The sequence below is a fragment of the Leifsonia sp. GW821-FHT13C09 genome, assembly GCF_058806435.1.
On sequence record NZ_JBXAPS010000008.1, the window covers coordinates 1 to 25,293 of the forward strand.

21 protein-coding genes are annotated in these 25,293 nt (G+C 63.2%); 13 read left to right on the forward strand and 8 right to left on the reverse strand.

What is annotated here, in order from left to right:
- Positions 1-72 precede the first annotated feature (72 nt).
- The gene (locus AC1ROW_RS19265) at positions 73-1,203 is read right to left on the reverse strand and encodes an ABC transporter substrate-binding protein (protein WP_493020856.1); all 1,131 of its coding nucleotides are present in this window, start codon (positions 1,201-1,203) and stop codon (positions 73-75) included.
- 212 nt (positions 1,204-1,415) lie between these two features.
- On the opposite strand from AC1ROW_RS19265, the gene AC1ROW_RS19270 reads away from it, so the two are divergent.
- From AC1ROW_RS19270 to AC1ROW_RS19285, 4 genes are all read left to right on the forward strand, one after another.
- Positions 1,416-2,447: an alcohol dehydrogenase catalytic domain-containing protein gene (locus AC1ROW_RS19270; RefSeq protein WP_493020858.1), complete on the forward strand. Its 1,032-nt coding sequence runs from the start codon at positions 1,416-1,418 to the stop codon at positions 2,445-2,447.
- A 568-nt stretch (positions 2,448-3,015) separates the two neighbouring features.
- A complete protein-coding gene (locus tag AC1ROW_RS19275; protein WP_493020860.1) occupies positions 3,016-4,047 on the forward strand; it encodes a substrate-binding domain-containing protein in 1,032 nt (343 codons plus the stop codon).
- Positions 4,048-4,120: 73 nt separating this feature from the next.
- Positions 4,121-4,909, forward strand: coding sequence for an ATP-binding cassette domain-containing protein (locus AC1ROW_RS19280; protein WP_493020861.1), 789 nt, complete (start codon positions 4,121-4,123; stop codon positions 4,907-4,909).
- Positions 4,906-6,174, forward strand: a complete 1,269-nt coding sequence (locus AC1ROW_RS19285) for a sugar ABC transporter permease (protein WP_493020863.1) — start codon at positions 4,906-4,908, stop codon at positions 6,172-6,174. The genes AC1ROW_RS19280 and AC1ROW_RS19285 overlap by 4 nt, the downstream gene beginning before the upstream one ends.
- A 311-nt stretch (positions 6,175-6,485) precedes the next feature.
- Here AC1ROW_RS19285 and AC1ROW_RS19290 read toward each other — a convergent pair whose 3' ends face one another.
- The 4 genes from AC1ROW_RS19290 to AC1ROW_RS19305 form a co-directional block, all read right to left on the reverse strand.
- Positions 6,486-7,433, reverse strand: coding sequence for a sigma-70 family RNA polymerase sigma factor (locus AC1ROW_RS19290; RefSeq protein ID WP_493020865.1), 948 nt, complete (start codon positions 7,431-7,433; stop codon positions 6,486-6,488).
- A gap of 47 nt (positions 7,434-7,480) precedes the next feature.
- Positions 7,481-8,233 carry an SDR family NAD(P)-dependent oxidoreductase gene (locus AC1ROW_RS19295; protein WP_493020867.1) on the reverse strand — a complete coding sequence of 251 codons (753 nt, stop codon included), beginning with the start codon at positions 8,231-8,233 and terminating at the stop codon, positions 7,481-7,483.
- Positions 8,234-8,246: 13 nt separating this feature from the next.
- Positions 8,247-9,431, reverse strand: coding sequence for an enolase C-terminal domain-like protein (locus AC1ROW_RS19300; protein WP_493020869.1), 1,185 nt, complete (start codon positions 9,429-9,431; stop codon positions 8,247-8,249).
- Positions 9,432-9,500: 69 nt separating this feature from the next.
- Positions 9,501-10,280, reverse strand: coding sequence for an IclR family transcriptional regulator (locus AC1ROW_RS19305; RefSeq protein WP_493020870.1), 780 nt, complete (start codon positions 10,278-10,280; stop codon positions 9,501-9,503).
- Between the two features lie 370 nt (positions 10,281-10,650).
- Here AC1ROW_RS19305 and AC1ROW_RS19310 point away from each other — a divergent pair, with 370 nt between their 5' ends.
- From AC1ROW_RS19310 to AC1ROW_RS19325, 4 genes are read left to right on the forward strand one after another with little or no spacing between them, the layout of a single operon-like run.
- Complete coding sequence (locus AC1ROW_RS19310) at positions 10,651-11,682, forward strand: zinc-dependent alcohol dehydrogenase (RefSeq protein ID WP_493020872.1); 1,032 nt, start codon at positions 10,651-10,653, stop codon at positions 11,680-11,682.
- A gap of 30 nt (positions 11,683-11,712) precedes the next feature.
- Entirely contained in the window at positions 11,713-13,671 is a 1,959-nt protein-coding gene (locus AC1ROW_RS19315) for an alpha-ketoacid dehydrogenase subunit alpha/beta (RefSeq protein ID WP_493020874.1), read from the forward strand.
- A 5-nt stretch (positions 13,672-13,676) separates the two neighbouring features.
- A complete protein-coding gene (locus tag AC1ROW_RS19320) occupies positions 13,677-14,534 on the forward strand; it encodes a muconolactone Delta-isomerase family protein (RefSeq protein ID WP_493021056.1) in 858 nt (285 codons plus the stop codon).
- The gene (locus tag AC1ROW_RS19325) at positions 14,534-15,031 is read left to right on the forward strand and encodes a VOC family protein (RefSeq protein ID WP_493020876.1); all 498 of its coding nucleotides are present in this window, start codon (positions 14,534-14,536) and stop codon (positions 15,029-15,031) included. Before AC1ROW_RS19320 ends, AC1ROW_RS19325 begins: the two co-directional genes overlap by 1 nt.
- A 60-nt stretch (positions 15,032-15,091) precedes the next feature.
- Here AC1ROW_RS19325 and AC1ROW_RS19330 read toward each other — a convergent pair whose 3' ends face one another.
- Entirely contained in the window at positions 15,092-16,039 is a 948-nt protein-coding gene (locus tag AC1ROW_RS19330; RefSeq protein WP_493020878.1) for an SMP-30/gluconolactonase/LRE family protein, read from the reverse strand.
- A gap of 218 nt (positions 16,040-16,257) precedes the next feature.
- Between AC1ROW_RS19330 and AC1ROW_RS19335 the strand changes: the two genes are divergently transcribed.
- From AC1ROW_RS19335 to AC1ROW_RS19355, 5 genes are all read left to right on the forward strand, one after another.
- Positions 16,258-17,832 (forward strand): sugar ABC transporter ATP-binding protein, encoded by a 1,575-nt coding sequence (locus AC1ROW_RS19335; RefSeq protein ID WP_493021058.1) that lies wholly within the window; start codon positions 16,258-16,260, stop codon positions 17,830-17,832.
- A 2-nt stretch (positions 17,833-17,834) separates the two neighbouring features.
- Entirely contained in the window at positions 17,835-18,896 is a 1,062-nt protein-coding gene (locus AC1ROW_RS19340; protein WP_493020880.1) for an ABC transporter permease, read from the forward strand.
- Entirely contained in the window at positions 18,893-19,885 is a 993-nt protein-coding gene (locus AC1ROW_RS19345) for an ABC transporter permease (protein ID WP_493020882.1), read from the forward strand. Before AC1ROW_RS19340 ends, AC1ROW_RS19345 begins: the two co-directional genes overlap by 4 nt.
- A 52-nt stretch (positions 19,886-19,937) precedes the next feature.
- Positions 19,938-21,044 carry a sugar ABC transporter substrate-binding protein gene (locus tag AC1ROW_RS19350; protein ID WP_493020884.1) on the forward strand — a complete coding sequence of 369 codons (1,107 nt, stop codon included), beginning with the start codon at positions 19,938-19,940 and terminating at the stop codon, positions 21,042-21,044.
- Between the two features lie 156 nt (positions 21,045-21,200).
- Positions 21,201-22,157 (forward strand): acyl-CoA thioesterase, encoded by a 957-nt coding sequence (locus tag AC1ROW_RS19355; protein ID WP_493020886.1) that lies wholly within the window; start codon positions 21,201-21,203, stop codon positions 22,155-22,157.
- Between the two features lie 612 nt (positions 22,158-22,769).
- Here the strand turns inward: AC1ROW_RS19355 and AC1ROW_RS19360 are convergent.
- Positions 22,770-23,963, reverse strand: coding sequence for a Gfo/Idh/MocA family protein (locus tag AC1ROW_RS19360; RefSeq protein WP_493020888.1), 1,194 nt, complete (start codon positions 23,961-23,963; stop codon positions 22,770-22,772).
- A gap of 24 nt (positions 23,964-23,987) precedes the next feature.
- Positions 23,988-24,974, reverse strand: coding sequence for a sugar phosphate isomerase/epimerase family protein (locus AC1ROW_RS19365; RefSeq protein ID WP_493020890.1), 987 nt, complete (start codon positions 24,972-24,974; stop codon positions 23,988-23,990).
- Between the last annotated feature and the right edge of the window lie 319 nt (positions 24,975-25,293).

A 25,293-nucleotide genomic window follows, 5' to 3' on the forward strand; every position in this document is an offset into this window, starting at 1 on the left:
TCCCCGGTGGCCACGCTGTTCTTTCAGTGGGGCCGTTGTTACTCGGGGTTCGTTACACCACTCTACGGGGCACTACTCCTGCTTCAGGTACTCCGGGATCTTGTAAGTGGAACTGCGTGTCCCAGGGGGAACCTGGGCCCAGCCGATCTTCTTACCTACGAGCTGCACATAGTCCTTGCTGGTGGCCCAGGAGACGAACTGCCAGGCGGCATCTTTCTTCTTTGAAGTCTGGGGCACGGCGAGATTCCATGACCAGAACCATCCGCTCTCGGGGGTCTTCACCGTGGGGGCATGCACGAACCCGACTTTCCCGGCTACCTTCGAGACCTTTGGGTCTTCGATCACTCCGCCAGCTGAGGTGGAGTCGTACCACATCGCGGCTTTGCCTTGAGTGAACAAGTTCAGCGACTCCGCGAATCCGTAGGAAACCGGGTCGGGCTCGCCAGCATTCTTCAGCAGATCGACATAGAACTGTGTCGCCTTTTCCACCTCAGGTGATGTGAGAGTCGCCTTCCAATGGGTGTCGTACCACTGCCCGCCATAAGTGTTGATGACCGTGTTGAGGGGAGCCAGTGACTCGCCCCAACCCGGCTTGCCGCGAAGAATGATGCCGGAGACACCGTGGCTGGGATCGTTCAGTTTCTGAGCCATCGCGGCGACCTGATCCCACGTGGGGTGCTCGGGCATTGTCAGCCCAGCTGCCTCAAACAGGTCTTTGCGGTACATCAGGAAGGACGACTCAGCGTAGAAGGGTGCCGAGTACATCTTTCCGTTGTAGGAGCTGCCCTTTAGGACTGGTGCGAAGAGGTCGTTGACGTCATAAGAGGTGTCCTTTTTGGCGTAGTCACCCAGTTCGGTAAGCCAGCCGTTGGCCGCCCAAATTGGTGTCTCGTAGGCTCCGATTGTGACGATGTCGTACTGACCGCCCTTAGTCGCCACGTCCTTTGTTACGGCGTCCCGAAGGTTGCTCTCTTCGAGAAATGTTACGTTGACCTTGATCTTTGGATGCGATTTCTCGAACTCGGGGATCAGCTTTTCCATGTCCTTCATCTGGGAGAAGCTCGGAGAGGCGAGCGTGAGAGTGGTCACTCCGTTGGCGTCCTGCCCTCCGCTACCGCCGGCCCCCGAGCATCCTGACAGGGCAATCGTGACCACTGCGGCCAAGCCGAGCGCAGTGAGTGCTGTGATGCGTTGATTCTTCATCGAATCTCCTTGGTTGGGATCGAGTTTTCATAACTCTCGCCACACCATAGGGAACGCGAACGAATAAATCAACACTATGACTATGGGTATAGCCATATGAAAAATGCGGTAGTTTGTACGAGCTGGGAGGTGAATCCCTGAGGCGTGTTCTCATGCACAGCGCAACGTGAACGCGGAAATCCAGTTGGCCGCAAAGAAAGCAATGATGCTCAATGTCTGAAGAAGTGACCGTGCTCGCCGCCCTGTTTGCTGGTGACTCCACAATGGAGCTGGTTGAAAAATCCGTCCGGCCGCCCGGCCTGGGTGAGGTTCTCCTTGATGTTCGGGCCGAGGGGATGTGTGGCAGCGACCTGCACTATTACCACATCTCGCGTGAAGCGATGGAGGCGCACACTCAGCCGCGCAGCTGGACCACTACGCCTGGACACGAGATGGCTGGGGTAGTGCAGGAAATCGGAGCGGGCGTCACCAACGTGAAGGTTGGGGATCGTGTTGCCATCCAGCATTACTCAGGATGCGGAGACTGCCTCAGCTGCCGCAAGGGGTGGGATAACCACTGCGAGAACAACACGGTCTACTCATTGGACCGGGATGGCGGCTACCAGGACAAAGTGATCGTCGCGAGCCGGGACTGTGTGCCCTTGCCCGACGAGATGTCCTTCGAAACGGGAGCGTTCCTGGCCTGCGGCGCCAGCACTGCGTATCAGGCGCTACGCCGGGGCGACGTCCCGCTGGGCGGCACCGTGGGGGTTATCGGGCTGGGCCCGGTTGGGCTAGCAGTGCTGGCATGGGCTCGTGCCTTCGGGTTGCGAGCGTTCGGACTGGATCCGAGCGCCGACCGTCGCGATTTCGCTGCCAAGCTCGGCTACGAAGCGCACGATCCAGCGAATTTCGATGTTGCATCGATTCCCGACGGACTTGACGTGACGGTCGAGACGTCGGGGAACATTCACGGCCGTCGAAACGCGTCCCGGATCACTAAGACCTGGGGCTCCGTTGTGCTCGTCGGCTTTGGGCCGGGTTATGACATCGATCCGGTCACCGACGTTATCATGAAGCAGGCGACGATCAGAGGCTCGTTCGTTTTCAGCATGCCTGTGATGATGGAGGCAGTTCGCGATGCTGCCCGGCTGAAGGTCGCTCTGGATGACATTGTGACGATCCGCTGCAGCCTCGAACAAACTCCCCAGGCTGTCGAGGACTTTGCTCATGGTGGCATCGGCAAGACGATGATCGTCTGGTGAAGAACGTGTTGGCCGAGCAGGCGCCCGGCTTCGTGCTCGGACATCCCCGGTATGCATGAAGTGGTCATCGAACGCGGTCGCAAGGAGTGGCGTTCGCGCGTCGTTCCAAAGAGGGGCGGCTGTTTCCGGTAGGGAAAACGCAGACGTCTGCGCAGAGAGGAACGGCGGGTCCTGGCTCACGAGGGTCTACGACGCCGACAGCTCCATCGGACCATGGCAGGGACAACACCCCACCCGGTCTTAGGCGCGCTGCTCGTGGCCAAGCTGCCAGCCGCAGTTCCTGTGTCGGTACGCGGCGGGTTCCAATAGCGGTCCGGCGAACGCCTCGACTCTGTCCGGCGATGTGGGTCCGTGAGAAGCCTTACATAATGCCCCTTTTCGCCGCCGGTGGCTTCGCGGCAATTGCTAAATAGTCAGCATTTGAAATCATTTGCATATAGACAAACCTGTGTCGGTATGCCATCCTTCGAGGAACCCGGCGCACCAGCACGTGTGACGCTCCACCACTTGCACCCGAAAGGCAAAGATGAAGAAGTCTTCGCTCCTATCCGTTTCGACAGTTGCGGGCATGATCTGCCTCGTCTTGGCGGGCTGTTCCAGCTCAGGCGGAGGCAGCTCGACCGCGAGCGGCGGTGCCGCAGCCTCGACGCGTGCGTGCGTCATCCTGCCCGATGCGGCGTCGTCGCCGCGCTGGGAGAACCTCGACCACAAGTACCTCGAGAAGGGCCTGAAGGCGGCCGGCTTCGACACCGACATCCAGAACGCACAGGGCGACGTCAACAAGTACGCGACGATCGGCGACCAACAGCTCACGAAGGGCTGCGGTGTCATGCTCCTCGTCGACTACCAGGGCGCCGCCGAAGCCGTCGCGTCGAAGGCCAAGGGCCAGGGCATCCCGGTCATCGCCTACGAGAGGCAGTTCAAGGGCGCCGACTACTACGTCTCGTTCGACAACACCAAGGTCGGCGAGCTGGAGGGTCAGGCGGTGCTCAACGGTCTGAAGGCCGCGGGCAAGAACCCGGCGACCGCCACGGTCGTCTACATGGGCGGCGACCCGTCCGACGCAAACGCCAAGGTGTTCCACGACGGCGCCGTCAAGGTTATGGAAGCGGCTGGCATCAAGCCGGCGGCGGAGCCCCCGGGGGTCTGGGACCAGGCCAAGTCGCAGACGAACTTCGAGCAGGCGCTGACGTCGCTCCGCGGCAAGGTTGACGGCGTGTGGGTCGCGAACGACACGAACGCGGCCGGTGTCATCAAGGTGCTGCAGGACAACAACCTCAAGGGCGTCGCCGTCTCGGGTCAGGACGCGAACGTCGCGGGTCTGCAGAACATCCTCCTCGGATGGCAGACCGCCACGGTCTACAAGCCGGTCAAGAACGAGGCCGCCGCCGCCGTCGCGACCGCCGTCGCGCTGCTGAAGGGCCAGAAGCCGAAGGCCGGCGCAAAGCTCGCGGACGGAACGCCATACATCGCTGTCGACATCCAACTCGTCGGCCCCGACAAGGTGAAGGACGTCGTCGCTGCCGGCGACGCCAGCTACAGCGAGGTCTGCACGGCGGAGGTCAAGGCGAAGTGTGACCAATACGGCGTCAAGCAGTAACTCCTGAACTGAGGGGGGCCGCGGCCGGGCGTCGCGGCGCCCCTTTCAGGTACGACAGCGCAAGGAAGCGAACATGTCAGAACCCATCATCGAACTGCGGGGCGTTAAAAAGTCCTTCGGGCCCGTGAGCGTGCTCAAGGGGGTCGACCTGAAAATCCGCCCCGGCAAGGTCACGGCCCTCGTCGGCGACAACGGCGCCGGGAAGTCGACTCTCATCAAGGGGCTCGCAGGAGTCCAGCCGTACGACGAGGGCGAAGTCCTCATCGACGGCGAGCACCGCGCGCTGCACACCCCGCGCGAAGCGGCCGCCCTCGGCATCGAGGTCGTATACCAGGACCTCGCACTGTGCGACAACCTCGACATCGTGCAGAACATGTTCCTCGGCCGCGAGGAGCTCTCGTTCGGCACGTTCGACGAAGGCCGCATGGAGAAGGAGGCGTCCGACACCCTCCGCTCGCTCTCGGTGCGCACGGTGAAGTCGGTGCGGCAGAAGGTCTCGAGCCTGTCCGGCGGACAGCGGCAGACCGTCGCCATCGCGCGCGCTGTCCTGAAGAAGGCCCGGGTCGTGATCCTCGACGAGCCGACCGCCGCCCTCGGCGTCGCGCAGACCGAGCAGGTGCTGCACCTGGTCGAGCGCCTCGCGGCCCACAACGTCGCGGTCGTGCTGATCAGCCACAACCTGGCCGACGTGTTCGCCGTCGCCGACGACATCGCCGTCCTCTACCTGGGGCAGATGGTCGCGCAGATCGAGAAGAAGGACACCAACCGCGACGACGTCGTGGGCTACATCACCGGCACGAAGACCAACGGGGTCGAGCTCATCGACACGACCAACATCAAAACCCCTGGAGGTGCGGCATGACCACGACACGTACCGCGGCCGCGCCCGATCCCGTCTTTGGCGACATGATCGGAAGCGGCGTCGAGGGCGGCCTCGGCGACCAGATCCAGGCGTGGTGGCAGCGCGTCCGATCCGGCGACATGGGGGCACTCCCCGCCGTCGGCGGCCTTATCGTCCTGTCGATCCTGTTTGCCTCCCTGAGCCCCTTCTTCCTCACCGAGCGCAACTTCGCGAACCTCCTCAACCAAGCGGCGACGCTCGTCGTGCTCGGCATGGCGCTCGTGTTCGTGCTGCTGCTGGGCGAGATCGACCTGTCCGCCGGTGTCACGGGCGGTGTTGCGATGGCCCTGTTTGTCGTGCTCAGCGGGAACTTCCACGTGCCGTGGCCGATCGCGCTGATCGTGGGATTCGCCTTCGGCGTGGCAACCGGCGCGCTCATCGGCTTCTTCGTAGCGAGAGTCGGCATCCCGTCGTTCGTCGTGACGCTGGGTTTGTTCCTCGGCTACCAGGGCCTCGCCCTGCTGATCATCGGCTCGGGTGGCGTGTTCCGGGTTGAGGTTCCCGAGCTCACCGCGCTGCAGGACGGCAACCTGCCTCCGTGGGCCGGCTGGACGATGCTGGTGGTCATCCTTGCGATCTCGGCGGGCACGTCTTTCTGGGACCGCGCCCGCCGCACCCGCGCGGGAGTCCCGAACCGCACCATCACGCTCGTGTGGATCAAGCTGGCGGTCATCGCCGTGATCGGCGGCATCGCGGTCTACATCCTCAACCAGAACCGCGGCCAGGGCCTGTTCGGGGTCGAGGGCGTCCCGATGATCGTCCCGATCGTGCTCGTGATCCTCTGGCTGGGCTCGTTCCTCCTCGACCGCACCAAGTACGGCCGTTACGTCTACGCGATCGGCGGCAATGCCGAGGCGGTCCGCCGGTCCGGCGTCAAGGTGCGCTGGATCAAGTGGTGGGCGTTCGTGATCTGTTCCACGCTCGCCGTGTTCTCGGCGCTGCTCAGCGTGTCCCGCGTCGGATCGGTGGATGCCACCGTCGGGCGTGACATCGTCCTCAGCGGAGTCGCGGCGGCGGTCGTCGGTGGAGTCAGCCTCTTCGGCGGGAAGGGCCGGCTCAGCAACGCTGCGATCGGTGCGCTTGTGATCGCGGTGATCACCAACGGCCTGGGCCTGCTGAACCTCGGTGCGGGCATCAACCTCCTGGTCACCGGCGCGGTGCTGATCCTCGCCGCGGCCGTCGACGCCATTTCGCGCATGCGTACAGGTCGGGCGACGCGCGTCTGACGGCGCAGTTCGGCAGTTGGGTCGTAGAAGGTGGTGAGCGCTCGGCTCTGAGGTCCGTGTGCCGTGCGTAAGCGAAACGGCAGGGACCGGCTCGACACCGCAGAGCATTGCACGACGCGGCTTCAGGTCTCATGGGTTCCGGGTGGTCTCCCGCTGCCTCGCGATCAGCGTGATCTGCCACCATCTCTATCTGCGGCGACGACCCTCGCGGAGCGTGGAGCTAGGGACCGTCTGGTAGAGGGCTAGCCGCGATTGAATCTTGCTTACTCGATCGGTGATCGACAATGCGGCTGGTTGATGGGAAGTGTCGCCTAAACGATCGCTTGTAGCAGACGATGGCGGCTGGGGTGGGCTAGCTTTGCGAGCGCGACCTTTTCGATTTGCTGCACGCGGGCGCGGGGGAGACCCAGCTCAACAGCGATGTCCGCATGCCGAAGGCCCTGGGGCTCTCCGAAACCGTATCGGAGGAGGATTAGGACGCGCTCGCTTGCGGTGAGTGTCTGTAGTAGTAGCAGGACTGCGCGGCGCCTCTGGCCGGCGCCGATCGCGTCCTCGACCGTAGGAGCGTCAGGGTCGAAGATGGCGTCTTTGAACTCGATTCCGCTTGCCAGGTCGACGGGGCGGTCGAGTGACGTCGGTTCGGCTGTGCGAGTCTCGAACAGGGCAAGTGCGTCTTCGGTGGTGCCCAGCTGACTGGCCAATTCGGCTCGGGTGGGATCGCGTCCGGCGTCGATGCTGAACTCGTGACGCGCGCGGGAGTGCTGGCTCATTTGAACATGGATTCGTGTGGGCAAGCGAATAACGCGCGCTTGTTCTATGGCGTCGCCGATCGCCTTTCGGATCCACCATGTCGCATATGTGGAGAACTTGTTCCCCTTGGTGTAGTCGAAGCGCTGCACGGCTGCCATCAGTCCCAGGTTCCCACCTTGGATGAGGTCCGCGACAGGGACCCCGCGGCCGGCGGTGGAGCGGGCGATCGACAGCACCAGCCGCAGATTGTGAGTGACGAGGGTCGTTATTGCGGTTTGTCCGGCCGCAGCTAGTTCGGCGAGCAGCGCAGCATCCTCCGAGGTGTTCGGCCGGGTGTCGAGGCGCTCTTGCGCAAGCAGGCCGACCTCGATCGCTCGCGCGTTCTCATTGACCTCCTCGACGGTCAGCAGTCGGTGCCCGCGGATCCCCTTGAGGTAGTCGGCGACACTGTCCGCGCTGGGTTGAAGGGCCCTAGGAGAGGCCGAGTGAGTTGACCTCGCCGTGACCACGGGTTGACACCTCGATCCTTCGCAGTCGCCACACTTGGTGGCGAGCTTCAGTACCAGTTGCCGTCGATGGTCATGCCGCCATCGACGTATAGCGTTTGCCCGGTCACGTAGGACGCTTCGCGGGAGGCGAGAAAGATGATCGCAGAGGAAATCTCTTCCGGCTCGGCCAGTCGCGCCATCGGTGTGCGCGCGATCACCGGCCCCACGTCCAGGGATCCTTTTGCGACGAGCCCGGCTGTCATCGGCGAGTTGATGTATCCGGGGGCGACGGCGTTGACGCGAATCCCTTGGGGTGCCCATTCGACGGCCAGTGCGCGAGTGAGGCCTTCGATGCCGGCTTTCGCGGCGCAGTAGCTGGATCGGCCGGGCATTCCGGCGTGAGCGGCTACCGAAGAGACGTTCACGATGGCGGCTTGCGTGGAACGTGTGAGCCACGGGTAAGCCGCACGGCTGACGCGCATGGTGCCGCCCAGGTGGATGTCGACCAGGCGGGACCAGTCGGAGTCTGCCACGTCGGCTGCCGGCGCCGGGCGGGCGATGCCTGCGCAGTTGATTACGGCGTCCAAAGATCCATCCAACTGGTCGGCGGCCTTCTGCACGGCGCTACGGACCTCGTCGTCGGAGCTGACGTCCGCCGCCGCGAAGACGGTACCTGCTCCGAGAGAGGCGGCGGCGCGAGCAAGGGCGTCCTCGTCGAGATCGAGGAGGGCCACACGGCCCCCATCGCGAATCCATCGCTGGGCTGTGGCGAATCCGACGCCGGAGGCGCCGCCGGTGATCAAAGCGTGCGAAGTGGGCATGAAGATTCCTCTCTTAGGGGGCGCTAACGAAGCTGTCGGAGGCGCTAACGAAGCTGTCGGACGCAATGGCTGACACACGGGGCCAATCGATGGGGAGGTAAAGGCCGGGTCCGGGTGGCGGTCGCCAACGACCATCGCGTATCGGGAAGGGCTCCCGAAGTATCTGGTCGATCGGGTCCGCGCCCGTCGTATGAGGGATCACCTCGACCAGGTCGGCAGCTGCAAGCGCAAGCGGAAAGTGCAGGTGCGGCCAAACGTGCGGAGCGACGCGGGCGCCCGAGGCTGAGGCTCGCCGGGCGGCAGGAAGAACCTCGGTGTAACCGCCGCTGGCCGAGACGTCTGCGCGAACGACGCGCACACCATCGCGAACGAGCAGGTCATAGGCGGTCGCGGTGATGACGTCCTCGCCCGCCGCCACGGCGGTCTGCAACTGCTGGGCGGTCTCGGTTACCGCACCCATCTCGTAACTCGGGAACGGGTCTTCGATGAATTCCAAGCCGAGATCACGGAAGGCGGAGCCATAGGACACGGCATCCTCCACCGTGGAGAACGCACCGTGGAAGTCGATTCCGAGACCGACGCCGGACGGCAGGAGTTCGGCGGCGGAGGCCACGAAGCGAAGGTCGGTTGTCAGGTCGTGTCCCGGGACGATGAGTTTGATCGTGAGGTAACCCTGATCAACGAAGTCGGCGATCTCGTCCAGGATGGCACCCACGCCGCGATGGTCGAGGAAGTACCCCGCGACCGCCATGAGGGGTACGTCGCGATCCGATGCGCCGAGGGCGCTAGCCAGCGGAAGCGATTCCGTTTGCGCAGCGATGTCCCATAAGGCGATATCGATAAGCGAACCAGCGCGGGCCATCGAGCCCCATCCGGGAGCGTAGCGCCGGCGGAGGACGTCGTGCACGGAGCCGGGGTTGATGTCGGTCAGGCCGTGCAGGTCCGCTGTGAGGTGGGCCAGGGCGGCCAGTAACGGGGTGCCTCGGGTGTAGCCGATGGCAGCACCGACCCGCCCCGCGGACGTGGTCAGGCGTAGAACGACATAATCGCGCGTGCGGTAGGTGATGGAGCCCAGGTGCAGTTCATAGGGCATGGACAGCGCGCATTGCCACGCTTCGACGCGTTCGATGCTTTCGGACATCTGGGTGGGGCTCTCCTCGTTGAGGTCACGTCCGGTGGTTGCCCGGAACAGGCTCACCCATTCTGCGATGCGCAGCGAACGTTGTCTATATGGAATTCATTTCAATTAGTGAATTCCATGGAGAGTCTAATGCTCCTCCGCGACCTCGACGGCCCTTTCGAGCGCCTCGATAAGGGCGGACTCGATCTGGGGGAAACGCTGCATCGGAGAGGACACCGTCAAGCACGCGACGACCTCGCCTCTCTGTCGAATCGGGACGCTGATGCAGCTGACGCCGAGCTGGAACTCTTCCCGATCGAACGACACGCCCTGGTCTCGAATACGGTCGAGTTCGACGATGAGGTCCGCGCGACGGGTGATCGTGTGAGGAGTGAGGCGTCGAAGACGCAGCCGTGTCAGCACCTCTGCCCGCGTCTCCTGAGGACTGAAAGCCAGCAGCAGCTTTCCGCTGGCGCGCGCGTGGAGATCCTCCGGCGCATAGGGGTCGTTGAGTCCCACGACACGCACCGCCTGGGCTCCCTCGGCGGTTTCCAGGACCTTGACGGTTCCCCCACGCCAAGCACCGAGGTAGGCGGTCTCCCCGGTGTCTGACACGAGTTGATGCAGGGCGGAGCGATACGCGGGCGGCACGTTGTCCGCGCGCTGGACCGCCTGCGCGATGACGTCGGCTCGCGGGCCGATCTGGAACACGCGCTGAGCATCCTTGGAGATCATCCCCTCGGCCCACAGCGTCGTCAGGAGATGGTAGGTGGTGGGCAGCGAAAGGCCGAACCGGTCGGCGAGCGTCTTCGCTGTCTCGCCCGTGGGGCTTTCCGCCACCGCGACGAGGAGGTCCACGGCCCTGCTGACCGACTGGATTCTCGTCTGGCTTCGCGGTTCTTCCGAGGCGGTGTCTACAGTGCTCACACGGTAATGATACGACGCCATGTGAAATGAATTTGAGCAAATTGCACGATCTGCCATGAACGCGCGCCCCCCGGGGGTACCCCCTGGTCCCACGTGGTCAACGACCGGGGTTGCGCTGTCAATCTTGTTCTGCCATAGAATGAAGCAAGTTTCATAATCCTGAATCCATTCTGGACTGGCCGCTTGTTGGACCAAGGGTGCGCTGAGGTGCCTTCGCTGCAAGCGCAGGCGGAGTCGACGGGATCCGGACGGGGCTTGTATCTGTGAGAGGCAAAGGAGCCGTTGTGGTCAATGAATCCCAAGGAGCGGGAAGGATGCGCCGGTGCAGACACCTGGCGTCTCGCGAAGCCGGCCGGGAAGCAGGCGATCGATGACCGGCACGACGCTGACAGGAGATGGTCTCGTCAAGTTTGCCGACGGCCCGGGCAACCTCGAGATACGGCGCGTCGAAGTCGGCCCGCCGGTTGAAGGACAAGCTCTGGTCCGGGTCGCTGCGGCGGGAATCTGCGGTACCGATCTGCACATCGCAGATGGCGAGTGGGGAGTGTACCCCCCTGTGATTGTGGGTCACGAGTTCAGTGGCACTGTCGAGGCGGTCGGGGACGGCGCGGACGCGAGCTGGGTGGGAGCCCGGGTGGTTTCGGAAGTTTTTTACAGCAGCGACGGCACGTGTGATGCTTGCCGGTCCGGGCACCGCAACTTGTGCCCTCGCAGGCAATCGCTGGGAAGCCACGTGAACGGCGCCTTTGCGCCGGCTGTCCTCGTGCCGGTCCGGAACCTGCACCGGCTTCCAGATTCCATCGAGTTGCCGGAGGCTGCGTTGCTTGAGCCACTCGCCTGCGTGGTTGGGGCCCTCTGTGATCCACCGGTGATCAGTCCTGGTGATCGGGTGCTTGTGACCGGGCCCGGAGCGATCGGATTGCTGGCGGCACAGGTGGCCCGCGCTTCTGGCGCGAGCGTGACTCTGGTCGGTCGAGACGCGGATCGACAGCGGCTCGATCTCGCCGAGCGCCTCGGTTTCGAGGTCCGGGTCGCACGTGGTCACTCTGACGAGGCACTGCATGAGCAGTTTGACGTGGTGGTGGAGTGCGCCGGCGCCGCAGGGGCTGTCGCAACCTGCCTTGCGGCCGTTCGTCGCCGAGGGCGTTACGTCCAACTCGGGCTGTTCGGCGGTTCAATCTCCGTCGATCTGAGCGCACTCTGCTTCAAAGATCTCTCCCTGACGTCGGGATTCGGCGCCACCGTGCAGGGATTCGATCGGGCGATCCGCCTCGCCGCCGATGGTCTCGTGCTTTTGCAGCCACTCATTACCCGCATCGCCCCCCTTCGCGACTGGGAAGCCGTCATCGCCGCCACACGGCGCGGGGATGGCGTGAAATTCCTGTTCGCGCCAGCCGCCTGACCGCTCTCTTTCTTCGATTGGAATATCAACATGCCTTATGACTACAACCCTACGGACAGCTACCGACGCATGGCGTTCATCCGCCGCTTCGAGGAGGAGGTTCTCGAGCTTGGCAGGGAGGGGCACGTGGCCGGTTCGGTGCACCTTTGCTTGGGACAGGAAGCGATTCCGGTGGGCGCGATGTCCGTACTCCAGCCGGGAGACAAAGTCCTTTCCACCTACCGCGGGCACGGGTGGGCGTTGGCATGCGGCGCTGACCCGCTTGCCGTGTTGGCGGAGATCGCCCAGCGCGCTGCGGGCACCAACGGTGGGCGCGCAGGGTCGCCGATGCTCAGCGCGCCCGAAGCCGGGTTCCTGGGCGAGAATTCGATCATCGGGGCGGGGCTGCCCATCGGCGCCGGGGTCGCGATGGCTGAGCGAGCGAAGGGCGGCGACGGCGTTGTGCTGGTCTCGCTCGGAGACGGCGCAATGAACCAGGGCGGGACCACCGAGGCGATGGTGTTCGCGGCGGCACGCAACCTTCCGGTCATCTTCGCCCTGGAGAACAACGGATGGTCGGAGATGACTCCGATTGCAACCACGACGCGGGGGGAGCATCTTGCGCGCCGCGGCCAAGGCCTGGGCATTGAAAGCCACGTGATCGACGGCGGCGACCCGGCCGCTGTCGCCGAGGCCGTGGCCGAAGCCGCCCGGGCCTGCCGCGCCGGCGAAGGCCCCGTACTCCTGGAATTCAAGACTGTCCGCCTCTCGGGCCACTACAACAAGGACATCCAGCACTACCGCCCTGAGGCAGACGTGGAAAATGCCCGCCTGCAGGACCCGCTCGTACGCCTCAGGGAACTGGAAGGCATCTCGGAATTTGAGGCGAACAGGATCCACGCGCAGGTGGACGCGGAGATCACTGCTCTCGCCGAGAGCGTCCGTGGCCTTCCCGCCCCCGACCCTGCGGACGTTCTCGAACACCTCTATGCGCCGAACCTTCCAGCCCCCTCGGCGGAACGTGCGGAGGCCAAGGACGTCCCCTACTTCCGCGCAGTCAACGAAGCGCTCAAACATGCGCTTCGTCACCGCGATGAAGTGGTGGTGTACGGCGAAGACGTGGGCTTCGCTGGAGGAATCTTCGGGGTGACACGAGGGCTGCAGAAAGAATTCGGCGATCAGCGGGTATTCGACACGCCCATCGCGGAATCGGCTATCCTCGGCTCTGCCGTCGGCGCTGCAATGAACGGCCTGCGACCTGTCGTGGAGATCATGTGGGCGGATTTCGTCTTCGTGGCACTGGACCAGATCATCAACCAGGCGTCGAACGTCCGCTACATCAACCGCTCCGCATTGAGCGCCCCACTGGTCATCCGGATGCAGCAGGGTGTCACCCCGGGTTCCTGCGCCCAGCACTCCCAAAGCATCGAGGCGATCCTCAGCCATATCCCCGGCATCAAGGTTGGCATGCCAACTAGCCCTCAGGACGCCTACGCCATGACGCTTGCCGCGATCGAAGACCCGGACCCCGTTGTGCTCATCGAACATCGGGCGATGTATCAGCAGACCGGGAAGGTCACTCTCGCCGGCCCGACAGAGGCGGTCGGGGGTGCGCGTGAGCGGCGCTCTGGCGGTGACGTCTCCATCATCACCTGGGGTTCTATGGTGTCCGCATCCCTTGAAGCGGCGGAGGTCCTCTCCCAGTCGGGCATCGAAGCCACCGTCCTCGACCTCCGCTGGTTCCGTCCACTCGACACAGAAGCGATTGCCCGTGCCGTGGCGAGCTCGGGTGGCCGGATCGTCATCGCCCATGAAGCATTCGTCACCGGCGGCTTCGGGGCCGAGGTCGCCGCTCTCATCAGTGATCGGCACTTTGAGCAGCTGTCCGCGCCAATTGCCCGAGTGGGGACGCCGGATGTGCGCATGCCCTCGGCACCCGCCCTCCAGGAGGCGGTTGTTCCTGCGGCGAAGGATATCGTCGCAGCAGCTCACCGTGTACTGTCGCGGTGAGTGTCATGCCCGAGTTTCTAGTTCAAATCGATATCGACACCGGCGACCTCGAGCCTGCAGAGGTCGAGCGGCTTCGAAACGCCGAGGCGGACCGAGCCGCTCAGCTGGCAGCGGATGGTCGGCTGTTGGCCTTGTGGCGCGTCCCGGGACGTTGGGCGAACGTGGGCATCTGGCATGCCCCCGATCGTGCAGCACTTGACCAAGCGCTCTCCAGCCTGCCGCTCCGGCGTTACATGAGCGTCGAGGTGCAGGAACTCAGTTCTCATCCAAGCGACCCGCGTAGCGCGGAAGCCCCGCGGCAACGCCGCGGGCGTAGTTTCACTTTGGACCCGCTGCCCGAACTGACAATGCAATCGCGCAATTCGGCGCAGAGGTCTAAGCCCGAGCGGCAATTCATCGCTCTGCCGCCCCTTCCTGAGCTTGACGTCCGGCGGCGCACCCGAATCGCCGGCGATACTTCCGGGGGCGACTCTGCGCCGAGCGCGAGCGCAGCTGTGTGGGCGCAGCTCGAGGTTGATTTCACAGCGGTCCTCACCGGGGTGGATCCTGGTGATTTCGATCTGCGTGCACGTTCGGAAGTCGAGGGCGTCTTGAACGGGGCACCGACTGAAGAGTCTCCAAGGCTCACTCACTCTGGCCTTCAGCGCCTCGATGCAGCGAGCATCCCCACCGAGAATTCAGGGGTGACCATCGACGTCGGGCGAGTGCGGCGCACCGCCGTTGTGCGACCCCTCCCCGGCGGGGGCGAAGCTATACAGATCCGCTCGGTAGCGACAGTCACCGTCGCCGGCGACAGCTCCTTGTCGGCTGAAGATGCCGAGGCGTTCCTGTGGTCCATTCGTGACGGCTTGGCGCGTACCTGATGATCCTAGGCATTCTGCACCACGGAATTGTCGTTAGTGACATCGAAGCAGCGATCGCGTGGTATCGCGATGTGCTCGGCCTCGAACTCGTCCATCGGCAGCGCCAGGAGAACGCATATACGCCGGTCCTGGTCGGTGTACCGGGGGCCGTACTCGAAGTGGCCCAGATGAAGGTCGCGACGACTCTTCCCGCGCTTTCCACTCACGACATCGAGTTGATCCAGTATGTGGCCAAGGGCGCGCAGGGGACGCCGGCGCCTGTGAACCAAGTCGGTAGTGCGCATCTGGGGTTCCTCGTCGAGGATATCGACGCTCTTCACCAGCGCGTTTCGGCGCGGGGCGGTCGCTTCCGCAATCCCCCCACGCGCATCACGCAGGGGGCAAACGAGGGGGGGTGGGCGTGTTATTTCCACGACCCCTATGGAAACACGCTCGAATTCATCCAACCCGCGCCGGAGCGGCTGGAGGCGCTGATAACGCGTCTCGAAAAGAGGTGACCGTTCCACCAGAGCGAGGGCGGCCCGAAGAAGTTCGGGCTGCCCTCGCCGAGCGATGATTCAGTTTTGAATGAACTGTGCGGTTGAGGCACCCGGTTGGATGAACTGTGCGTTTGAGGCCCCCGCAGCCACCCCGCCGAACCGCGGTTCCGGAACGCCGGTGACGCCTAGCCCGGTTATGGCGAAGAGGCTGCCGCGCTCGATCGGGTCCCCGGGGTAGCGCGGCAGGGGAGGTTCCGCCATCGAAGTTACGTACAGCACGTCGAGGTCCGCGCCGCCGAACATCACGCTGGTGGTCTTCTTGACCGGCATGTCGATCAGACGGTCCAGCGTCCCGTCGGGGGCGAACCGTGCAAGCTTGCCTTCATAGACGAATGCGGTCCACAGGAAACCCTCGGAGTCGACGGTTGCCCCATCGTGAGCGCCCACGCCAGACCCGGGAACCGCGCCGAATCGACGGCGGTTGGTGGCATCACCCGTCTTGATGTCGTAGTCGTATGCCCAGATTTCGCCCGCCCAGGAATCGGTGAAGTAGAAGGTCCGGTCGTCGGGCGCCCAACAAGGTCCGTTGGAGCAGATGATTCCTGTGTCCAGGACGCGGAGCTGCCAGGAATCGTCCAAACTGTACAGTCGGCCGCTTGTCTCGGTTTCGGGCATGTTCATCGAACCGAAGACGAAGCGTCCTGCACGATCCACCTTCCCGTCGTTGAGCCGGTTCTCCTCACGTCCGGGTTCCGGGTCGATAACGGAGTCGACGGCCCCTGTTGCGAAGTCGAGCGTATGGATGCCGTTGGCCAGAGCGACGACGGCACCCTCGCCGTCTTTCATCAGTGCCATCGAACCGATCGCAGACGGTACGGTCCACGCGCGCAGTTCGCCACCGTCGGCGGCGCAACGGAAGACTCGCTTGCCGAAGCTGTCGATGAAGTACAGCCGCTGCTGGTCGACGTCCCAAAGCGGGCCCTCGCCAAGCAGCGGCTTCACGTCGAGAACGATTTGAATTTCCATGGGTCTCCCGCCTTTGGGGCCAGTAGTGTGCCGCTGACGTGTCCGTCAGTGAAGCAGAATTTCGTTATTTGAAGGTTACACAGACGCCAGGTCCTCCGGGAACCGCGCCGGTCGGGACTTCAGCTTGCATCATTTGAAGTCTAATCAAAATCTTGACAATCGAATACGCGTTGTGTCAACCTTCCAGGGTCTTGTTCACCAACGAAGATGGAGACGCCTTGTCTGAGGACCACCCGCACCCCGTTCTCGAGGCACGGGATCTTCGAAAGGCCTATGGTGCAACGACCGCTCTTGATGGAGCAGGGCTGAAACTTCACTCAGGCAGCGTGACGGGGCTCATCGGAGAAAATGGAGCTGGCAAGTCAACGCTCGTTCGGATCCTGAGCGGGATGGAGTCGCCCGACCGGGGCGAGTTGCTGCTTGATGGCGCACCGGTGACGTTCGCTGCGGCGTCCGACGCGCGTCGCGCAGGTATCGGAACGGTGTTCCAGGAACTAAGTCTCGTTCCCGATCTGACTGTTGCGGAAAACCTCCAACTCGCTGGTCGGCCGAAGAGGCAGTGGAGAAGGAGTCGCAGCGAGGCTGATGCCCGACGGATCGCCGAGGAGTGGGGACTGAAAGGCATCCCGGTCGAATCGGAAGTGGGCTCGCTGTCGATGCGTGACCGTCAGCTCGTGGAGATCCTGGTCGTTGTCTCACGTCGCCCGAAGGTTCTGATTCTCGACGAGCCGACCTCATCGCTGCTTCCTGAGGACACCCACTGGCTGGCCCAGGTGATGGACCGCCTCACTCGTCAGGACGGCACGGCAATCCTCTTCATCTCGCACCACTTCGATGAAATCGAGGAGTTCTGTGCTGCCATGACCGTGCAACGAAATGGTCGTCATATTTCAACGGTTCCCCGAGAGGGCTTCGTGCGTGACGTTGCGATCGAGCAGATGATTGGTCGCTCGCTCGGATCTACCTTCCCGGAGCGCAGACCGGCTCCTGAGGGAACCGATACCGTTCTGCGCGTCACAAAGCTGACCGCGGATGCGGGTCCCGGGATCAGCTTCGAAATTCGCGCCGGCGAGGTCGTCGGCATCGCGGCGCTCGAAGGCCAGGGACAACGCGCTCTGTTCGAGATGATCGCCGGAGATCGCCCTCCCCGCGGAGGAACGATCGAATTCGAGGGAAGAGCGTTGCATCTTCGATCGCCCCAAGCCGCCCTGAGCGCGTCGGGGTCCCGAGCGGACTCTCGGCAGGCAATAGGCGGGATCGCTTTCGTGCCCGCCGAGCGCAAGACCCAAGGACTGATCCTGGGGATGTCGATCCGCAAGAACGTGTCCCTGCCGGCGCTCCGGCGATTCGCGCGCGCTGGGGTGATCTCCGACGGCCGCGAGACCGCTGAGGTCGACTCCCTCCTCCAGTCGGTGGGCGTGGCCGTGGATCGCAGGGAATCGGGCGCGGGCACCCTCAGCGGCGGAAATCAACAGAAGGTCGTGTTCGCGCGAGCGATTGCGAGTCGCCCCCGCTTGCTGTTGCTGTTCGACCCGACCCGAGGCGTGGACGTCGGGACCAAGGCAGAGCTGTACCGCCTCATCCAGCGGCTGGCCCAGGAAGGAACCGCCATCCTGATGTACTCCACTGAGATCCCCGAGCTCACAAACCTCTGTCACCGTGTCATCTCCATGTACGCGGGCTCCGCCAGCGGTGAAGTCACCGGAGATGAGGTCTCCGAAGAGGCCGTCATGGCATCCGCGCTGAGCCCGGCGCCCGCCCTTGTCGGGGCACCGATCGCAGAGGAGCGATGAGCATGTCCAGCGCTAGCACCGACCCGGGCAACCCTCGACCCCGACGCGCTGTGTCGCTTGTGGTCGAGAGAGGCGTCAACAGTGGAGTACTCGTCGCCACCGCGGTTCTTCTCATCATGATCGTTATCTTCGTGAGCGTTCGACCAACATTCCTCCGTGGCACCCTCTTCACGGGACTGGTGCTCAACGGAAGTCTCGCCGCAGCGCTAGCGGCCACCGGGTTGGCCCTGGTGGTCCTCGTCGGCGGCCTGGACCTGTCCATAGCGGGAAGCATCGCCCTAGCCAATGCCCTACTGACGACACAGCTCGGTGGTGGATGGGCCGGCCAGGTCGCCGTGCTCATCCTCGTCCTTGCCATCGGCGCGACCACCGGGTTCATCAACGGCGTCTTGGTAACTGCCTTCGGCCTCGAATCAGTTGTCGTCACTCTCGGGACCGGGTTCATCCTCGGGGGTACTGCACTTCTGATACTTCCCGCGCCGGCCAGCGTCGATTCTCACAGTCTGGGCCTCATCGCCACCCTGACCAGCACCGGGATCATCCCCGGAGCTCTTCTCGTGATGCTTCTCGTCGCACTCCTATGGGTCGTGCTGCGCCGATCCTCGCTGGGCGCACACATTATCGCGGTGGGGAGCGACGCGCACGCGGCGGCACAGAACGGTGTCCGTGTGGGACGAACCAGGCGCATCGCGTTTACCTATTCGGGGCTGATGTATGCGCTTGCCGGCGCGGCGCTGACATCGCAGACCCTGGGCGGTGACACGTCCGTCGCGCAAGGCTACCTGCTGACCGCGTTCGCAGCCGTGGTAATCGGCGGGGTATCCATGGGCGGCGGCCGAGGGTCGATCGTCGGGGCCATCATCGGAGCCGTAACTATCACTGTCGCGATCAACCTCCTCTTCGCCGTTGGCCTCGCCTCCTACTGGGGCGAAATCGCCAAGGGCTTCGTCCTCCTGGTGGCAGTGGCATTGCAGGCCGGGGCACGGGCGCTCTACGGGCGGCTGGCTCCACCTCCTCCACCGGCATCTTTTTCGGCGGACTGGTTGACGGGAACACGGGCATGAGCATCACCGAACGAACTCGCACGCCCCGGCCCCCGCGGATGGGCCCGCTTGACCTCGGCGAAGTGCGACGCTCCGTGCTGGCGGTCTATGTGGCCCTCGGCATTCTGATCGTATTCACGCTGATCGTCCGTCCGAACTTGACCACGCCTGGCAGCCTGACGACCATTGCGGTCTTCGCCAGCGTCACGGCTCTTGTCGGCCTGGGGCAAGGTGCAGTCATCTTCATGGGCGGCATCGATTTGTCGTTGCCGTCCACCATGACCGCCTCGGCCATCCTGTTCGCCGGCGTCACCCGAGGCAATGGCCAACTTCTGATTCCCGGGCTGGCGGTGGCTCTATCCCTCGCCCTCGTCGTCGGACTCGGCAACGGCATCGGCGTCACCAGGTTTGGCATCCACCCGGTCATCATGACGCTCGCAATGGGCGCGATCATCGGTGGTGCCACCCTCGGATATACGGGAGGCTCGGTAACCGGTGCACCACCCCCCAGTGTTCGCGAGTTCATGACCGCGCCGGTCCTTGGGCTTCCTGGCGCGGTCTGGCTGCTGATCGTCCTGACCATCATCGTCGCCGTCGCGGCGCGCACTACCACCCTCGGGCGCCGAGTGCAGGCCGTCGGAATGAACAAGGTTGCTGCACGACTCGGCGGAGTGCACACCGGGCGGCTCGAGGGATCGACCTACCTGGTCTCGGCTGTTTGCGCCGCTGTGGCAGGCATTATGCTCTCTGGCCTGGCATCGCAAAGCTACCTCGGCATGGGCGAGCCCTATCTGCTCTCGTCGATCGCAGTGGTTGCCCTGGGGGGTGGGTCATTCTCCGGCGGCCGAGGACACTTTCTCGGCACCGTCGGCGCCTCACTGCTCCTGAGCCTGCTGACCTCTCTGCTCACGACCTTCCAGCTCCCCGAGGCCGTTCGCCAGATCGTCCTCGGAGCGGTAATCCTCCTGGCGGTCATCGCCGGCGGCCTACTCGGCCGGCGTGCGCGCTGACCAGTCCGATCCGAATACACCCCCAACCCGAACACACAAGGGAGAAACAGCAATGAACAAGCGAGTCATTATGGGCACGGTCGCGTGCCTTGCGGCCGCTGCGCTCGCCTTGAGCGGCTGCTCAGCCGGCGGCGACACCGGCGGCGGTAGCGGGGACCACAAGTACAAGGTGGCCCTCAGCATGAGCTACTCCGGAAACGATTGGCAGTCGACATCGCGCAACCTGATCAAAGCCGCGGCGAAATCCGCGCCCCTCAAGGACCACATCTCCTCCCTGGATGTATCCGTGGCCGGAACGGACGCTCAGGCCCAGATCGCTCAGCTGCAGCAGATGATCGCCGGCGGCTACAACGCCATCGTCCTCTACCCGATCTCGCCCACGGCCCTCAACCCCACCATCAAGCAGGCATGCGATGCAGGCATCGTCGTCGTCGCCTACGACGCGCGGGTGACAGAACCGTGTGCATACAACGTCTCCTTCGACCAGAAGAAGATGGCAGAAACGAGCGCCTCGTACCTGGCTGACCTGATGGGCAACAAGGGCAACGTGGTCATGATCACCGGTGTCGCCGGAACTACAGTGGACACCGACCGCAACAACGGAGCTCGCGCCGTATTCCAGCAGCGCGGGATCAAGGTTCTCGACCAGTGCCAGGGACAATGGGCGGCCGGCCCTTCCGGCGAGTGTATGAGCCGACTGCTGGCGGCATTCCCCAACATCGACGGTGTCTGGGCCCAGACCGGGGGAGTCGCGCTGACGTCGGCGTTCGATTCCGCTGGCCGCCATTACGTGCCGATCATCTCGGAAGCCGAGAACTCCTGGCGTCTCGCCCTCACAGATCCCGCAATGAAGGCCAAAGGCCTCAAGGGCGGTTCGATGGGTGCTCCGCAGTACCAAGGGGCTGCGGCTCTGGAAGAGGCCATCGCCGTCCTGAGCGGGAAGACTCGCGGCCACTTCACCGACGTCGGCTACGACTGGGTCACTCAGGACAAGATCAAGAAATGCGAGACCGGCTCGACGCAAGAGCTCGCCGCGGGCTGCAACGTCTTTCCGAGCGGATCCGTCTCCGACTCCTTCTTCGCCGACTGGTACAGCTCGAAGTACACACCCTTCGCCGACCTGCACACCGCGCTGTCAGGAACGCCGGCAAAACCGTAGCGACGAGAAAGGGGTGGGCCCAACGGTTGTGGACCCACCCCTTGCCCTCTGTCGCTCGATGGCCGCCGAGCCTCTCTACCGATTCGCTGGAAAGCCCGGATCGCCGCACGAGCGTGACTCGCCGAAGACCGATCGACCAAGAGGAGCAGCAGTTCAATGTTCGACACAGCTGAAACAGACCGCGATGATCGGATCACCCTGCGATTCCTCGCAGCCCCTGGCGACGTCAACACACGCGGTGACTCGGTCCCTGCGGGATGTGTACTGGAGTGGATCGACAAAGCTGCGTACGCTTGCGCGGTTGGATGGGCGCAGACCTATTGCGTCACCGCCTACGTCGGGAACGTCCACTTTACGCAGCCGATCCTTCCGGGCGCTCTAGTGCAGGTGCACGCTCGTGTCGTCCTTACTGGACGTACCAGCATTCACATCCTGGTCGAGGTTGAGGCGAGCGATGTGCGCGAGCGGCGGTACTCGGCATCCATGCACTGCATCCTGGTATTCGTTGCCATCGACGAGTGTGGCAAACCCACTCCGGTCCGAGAATGGGTTCCCTTGGGGGTTGCCGATTTGGAGTTGCAGCAGCTCGCGGCCCAGCGAATCGGTCCACGGCGCGCGATCCAGCAGGTCATGGCAGCACAAACGTACTCGGCCGCCCGCACTGTCCCCGAAACGGTGTTCCGTTTCCTTGCTGCTCCCGCAGACTCCAATTGGGGAGGAAATGCGCACGGCGGCACAATCATGCGTTGGATCGATGAAGCCGCGTTCTCCGTCGCCGCAGCCTGGTCGTCTCCTCACGCCGTGGCCGTCTACGCCGGCGGCATTCAATTCCACAGCCCCATACACATTGGAGAGGTCGTCGAGCTCCGCGCCCGCCTGATCCACACGTCGGCGCGCAGCATGCATTTGTCAGTGCTCGTCAGCAGCGCCCCACCCGGTCGGAAGCCGGTCGTCACTGCGCGCTGCATGACTGTTTTCGTCGACGTTCACGACGGTCGCGCGTCTGAAATTGCGCCGTTGCCTCTCTGGACTGACGAGGACCGTCGACTAAGTGAGCACGCCCAGGAGTTGGTTCGTCTTCGTGGAACGATGATGGCACTTCCCCCTCGCTGACGACGAGCGGACATCGCCAACGCTGGTCGGTGCAGTGGAGATTGCCAAAGACAGACGTGACACCATTCCGCTGCCGCCCCGGAACCGTTCCGAACGCTGACGTTCGATCTCGCTCAGTGTCCCCCTCAACGCCGCGGGGCGGAGAGGGGCGGCCGTGCGGAACGTCCTGGACCGCGCCGACGCGGCTCAGGGGCTGTGGTAGGCGGTTGGGGGAGCCCATCGGCGACGCGACGAGTTTGACGTGTGTGAGCCCTCTGCATGCAACTTCCGGCCTGCCGCAGTCGACGATCTTTACCTACATGGCGTCGCTCGGACGCGCCGGGCTTGCGCGGTCAGCCCGGATCGGTGAGCACAAACGAAGCGAGGTGTCTGAAGTCGCGATGTCCCCCTCAGCAACAACCGAGAGGGACATCGTTACAGAGCGCCAAGCCGTGGCCATCCCCCTGATCGACAGGACCAAGGCAGGGGTCTTTGCAAGAAGGACGACAATGAGCGATCCCCGACAGATCTCCCTGTTGGCAGGCTTGTTCAATGAGGTGGTTCGACGCACTGCGCTTTTTGAGCAAGCTCGATGTCTTGCGCGCGGGCTGGGCGGACTGGAGTTGTTTCTTGCTATAGCGACCTGAAGTGAATGTATTCGCGTCGGCCGTTCTCGTCGGACCTCAGGATAGCGTCGACGATTTCAGCGGCGCGATATCCGTCCTCAAGGGTCGCGCCATGTGGGCCGATACTTTCGTCATTGGCGATGGCGCGGAGGAGGTGCCCGAGTTCGTGGACGAAGCTGTCCTCCCATCCGATCATGTGTCCGTGGGGCCACCAGTGTTCCCAATAGGGGTGATAGGTTTCGGACACCAGGACGGTGCGAAAGCCTTGTGCGTTAGGGCCCGGCTGCGAATCGACCAGATGCAGCTCGATCTCGTTCATGCGCTCCTGGTTGAAAATTACCGAGCCCTTTGTCGTGCTGATCTCGAACTGCATGTGGTTTTTGCGGCCAGGCGCGACCCGTGTTGCTTCAAGTGTGCCTAGCGCACCGTTGGCGAACGTCAGGATCGCGTCGAATGCGTCGTCCACATCAACGTGACCACCCGGGCGTTCATCAACGAACGTCTTGGTATTCGCGGACACACTCGTCGGCTCGCCTACTAGATACCGGGAAAGGTCGATGATGTGGGAACCAAGGTCACCGAGCGCTCCCGAACCTGCGATGCTCCTATTCAGACGCCAGGAGCTCGGGCTCTCCGGGTCGACAAGCCACTCTTGGTGGTAGCGTGCCCTGAAGTGTCGGACTTCGCCAAGAGTTCCGTCATCAAGCAAGCTTTTGACCAAACGAATAGCTGGGAAGAAACGGTAGTTGAAGGCGGTCATTGCTTTTACGCCGGTCTTCGCCACCTCGCTCCAAATGTTGAACGCCTCATCGGCTGTTCGGCCTAGTGGCTTCTCCACGATGACATGCTTACCCGCGCGGGCCGCAGCGATTGTCGGCTCAGAATGCTGGTCGTTGGGCCCTGTGTTGTCGAACAGCTCGATGTTCGGATTGGATATGAGGTCCCGCCAGTCCGTCGTCGAGCTTTCGTAGCCATAGCGGCGTGCGGCTTCTGCGACCGCGGCTGAATTTCGGCCGGCAATCGAGACGAGGTGCGGCATTGCTGGCGGTGGCCAATAGGTATACGGAATCTTCTTGAGCGCATTGGTATGGGCTCGACCCATGAACGCATACCCGAACATCCCGACACCGATTGAGGGAACCTGCTCGTGGTCGCTCTTCATCTCGCCCTGAGTGAAGAACGATGGAGATGTAGAACTCATAGTTTTTCTCCCTCGCTGTCTTGTTCAACCGAGCCAGAAGTGCTTGGCCTCGGGGTCCATCGGCTGCTTGACAATCAGGGGACGTAGATAGTCGATTGCCTTCTCGGCGCCGTCGCGTTCGCTCATTACCGGGTCCTCGTGTTCATACGAGAGCACGTAGTCGTAGCCCACTTCGAGCAGAGCTGTGATCACTCGCTTCCAAGGCACCTGTCCCCAGCCGACCACGCGGTAGCGAGCTGCGCGATGAAGGTTGCGCCAGGAGCCGGTTGAAAGGACACCGTCGCGACGGACCTCATCCTCCTGCACCTCGAAGTCTTTTGCATGCACATGGAGAATGCGATCGCCGAACGTCTTGATGAACACGACCGGGTCGATCTGCTGCCAGATGAAATGGCTTGGGTCGAAGTTGAAGCCCCAATCATCTCGACCGAGTTTTTCGACTGCCGTTTGCGCTGTCGTGATGTTATAAGCAATTTCCGTCGGATGAACTTCGTGGGCGAACTTCACCCCCAGCTTGGCGAACTCGTCGAGGATCGGGTTCCAACGCTCGACAAAGAGGTCCCAGCCCTGGTCATACAGCTCGATGTGCTTCGGTGGAAACGAATACCACGATCCCCAAACCGTAGACCCGAAGAATCCGTTCACGACCGGGATTTCGAGATCAGATGCGGCGCGCGCTGTCCGCAGCAGATGGTCGCGTCCATACTCGTACATGGCCTGCTTGTCCTTGTCACCGGGTGTCCAGTCGTCCCAGCTCGCGTCGTTGGTCGGGAGGACGACCTGCGCGGAGAGGTGATCGGACAGTGCCGAAATAGTCAGCCCTCGCGACTGGACGGTGTGCTTCAGGTTCCTCAGATATTGAGGATCGGATTGCGCCTGATCCAGGTCAAAGTGACCTGATCCCGCCCAGGTGGTCAGCTCGATTGCTTCATATCCCAGGTCCGCGACGTAATTGGCTACCTGGTCCAGCGGCTGGCTGTCGAACAGCGCCGTGAGAATTCCTAGCTTCATTGCCTCACTTCCTCTCCTTTGAGGGGCGGACCATTTCCGCCTCGTGTGGCTTGATCATTGCACTACCTTGGCCGTTGTGTCCATTTGCGCTCAATTTCAAATAGCGACAATGGCGGCCATATCCCTCTGTCTTGATATTCCCTCGCGGGACGTGCATCATTTCATACGGTGCAGCAAGCCTTCATATTGTGGAGTTTGTAACACAAAATTGTTCGTCTAGGCACAGAGAAGTGATCATGACTTAGCCGCTTGCCCTTACTCGCACCGGAATCGGTGAACGACAACTTCCGTCGGTCATAGCACCGCCCCATCAAGTGGC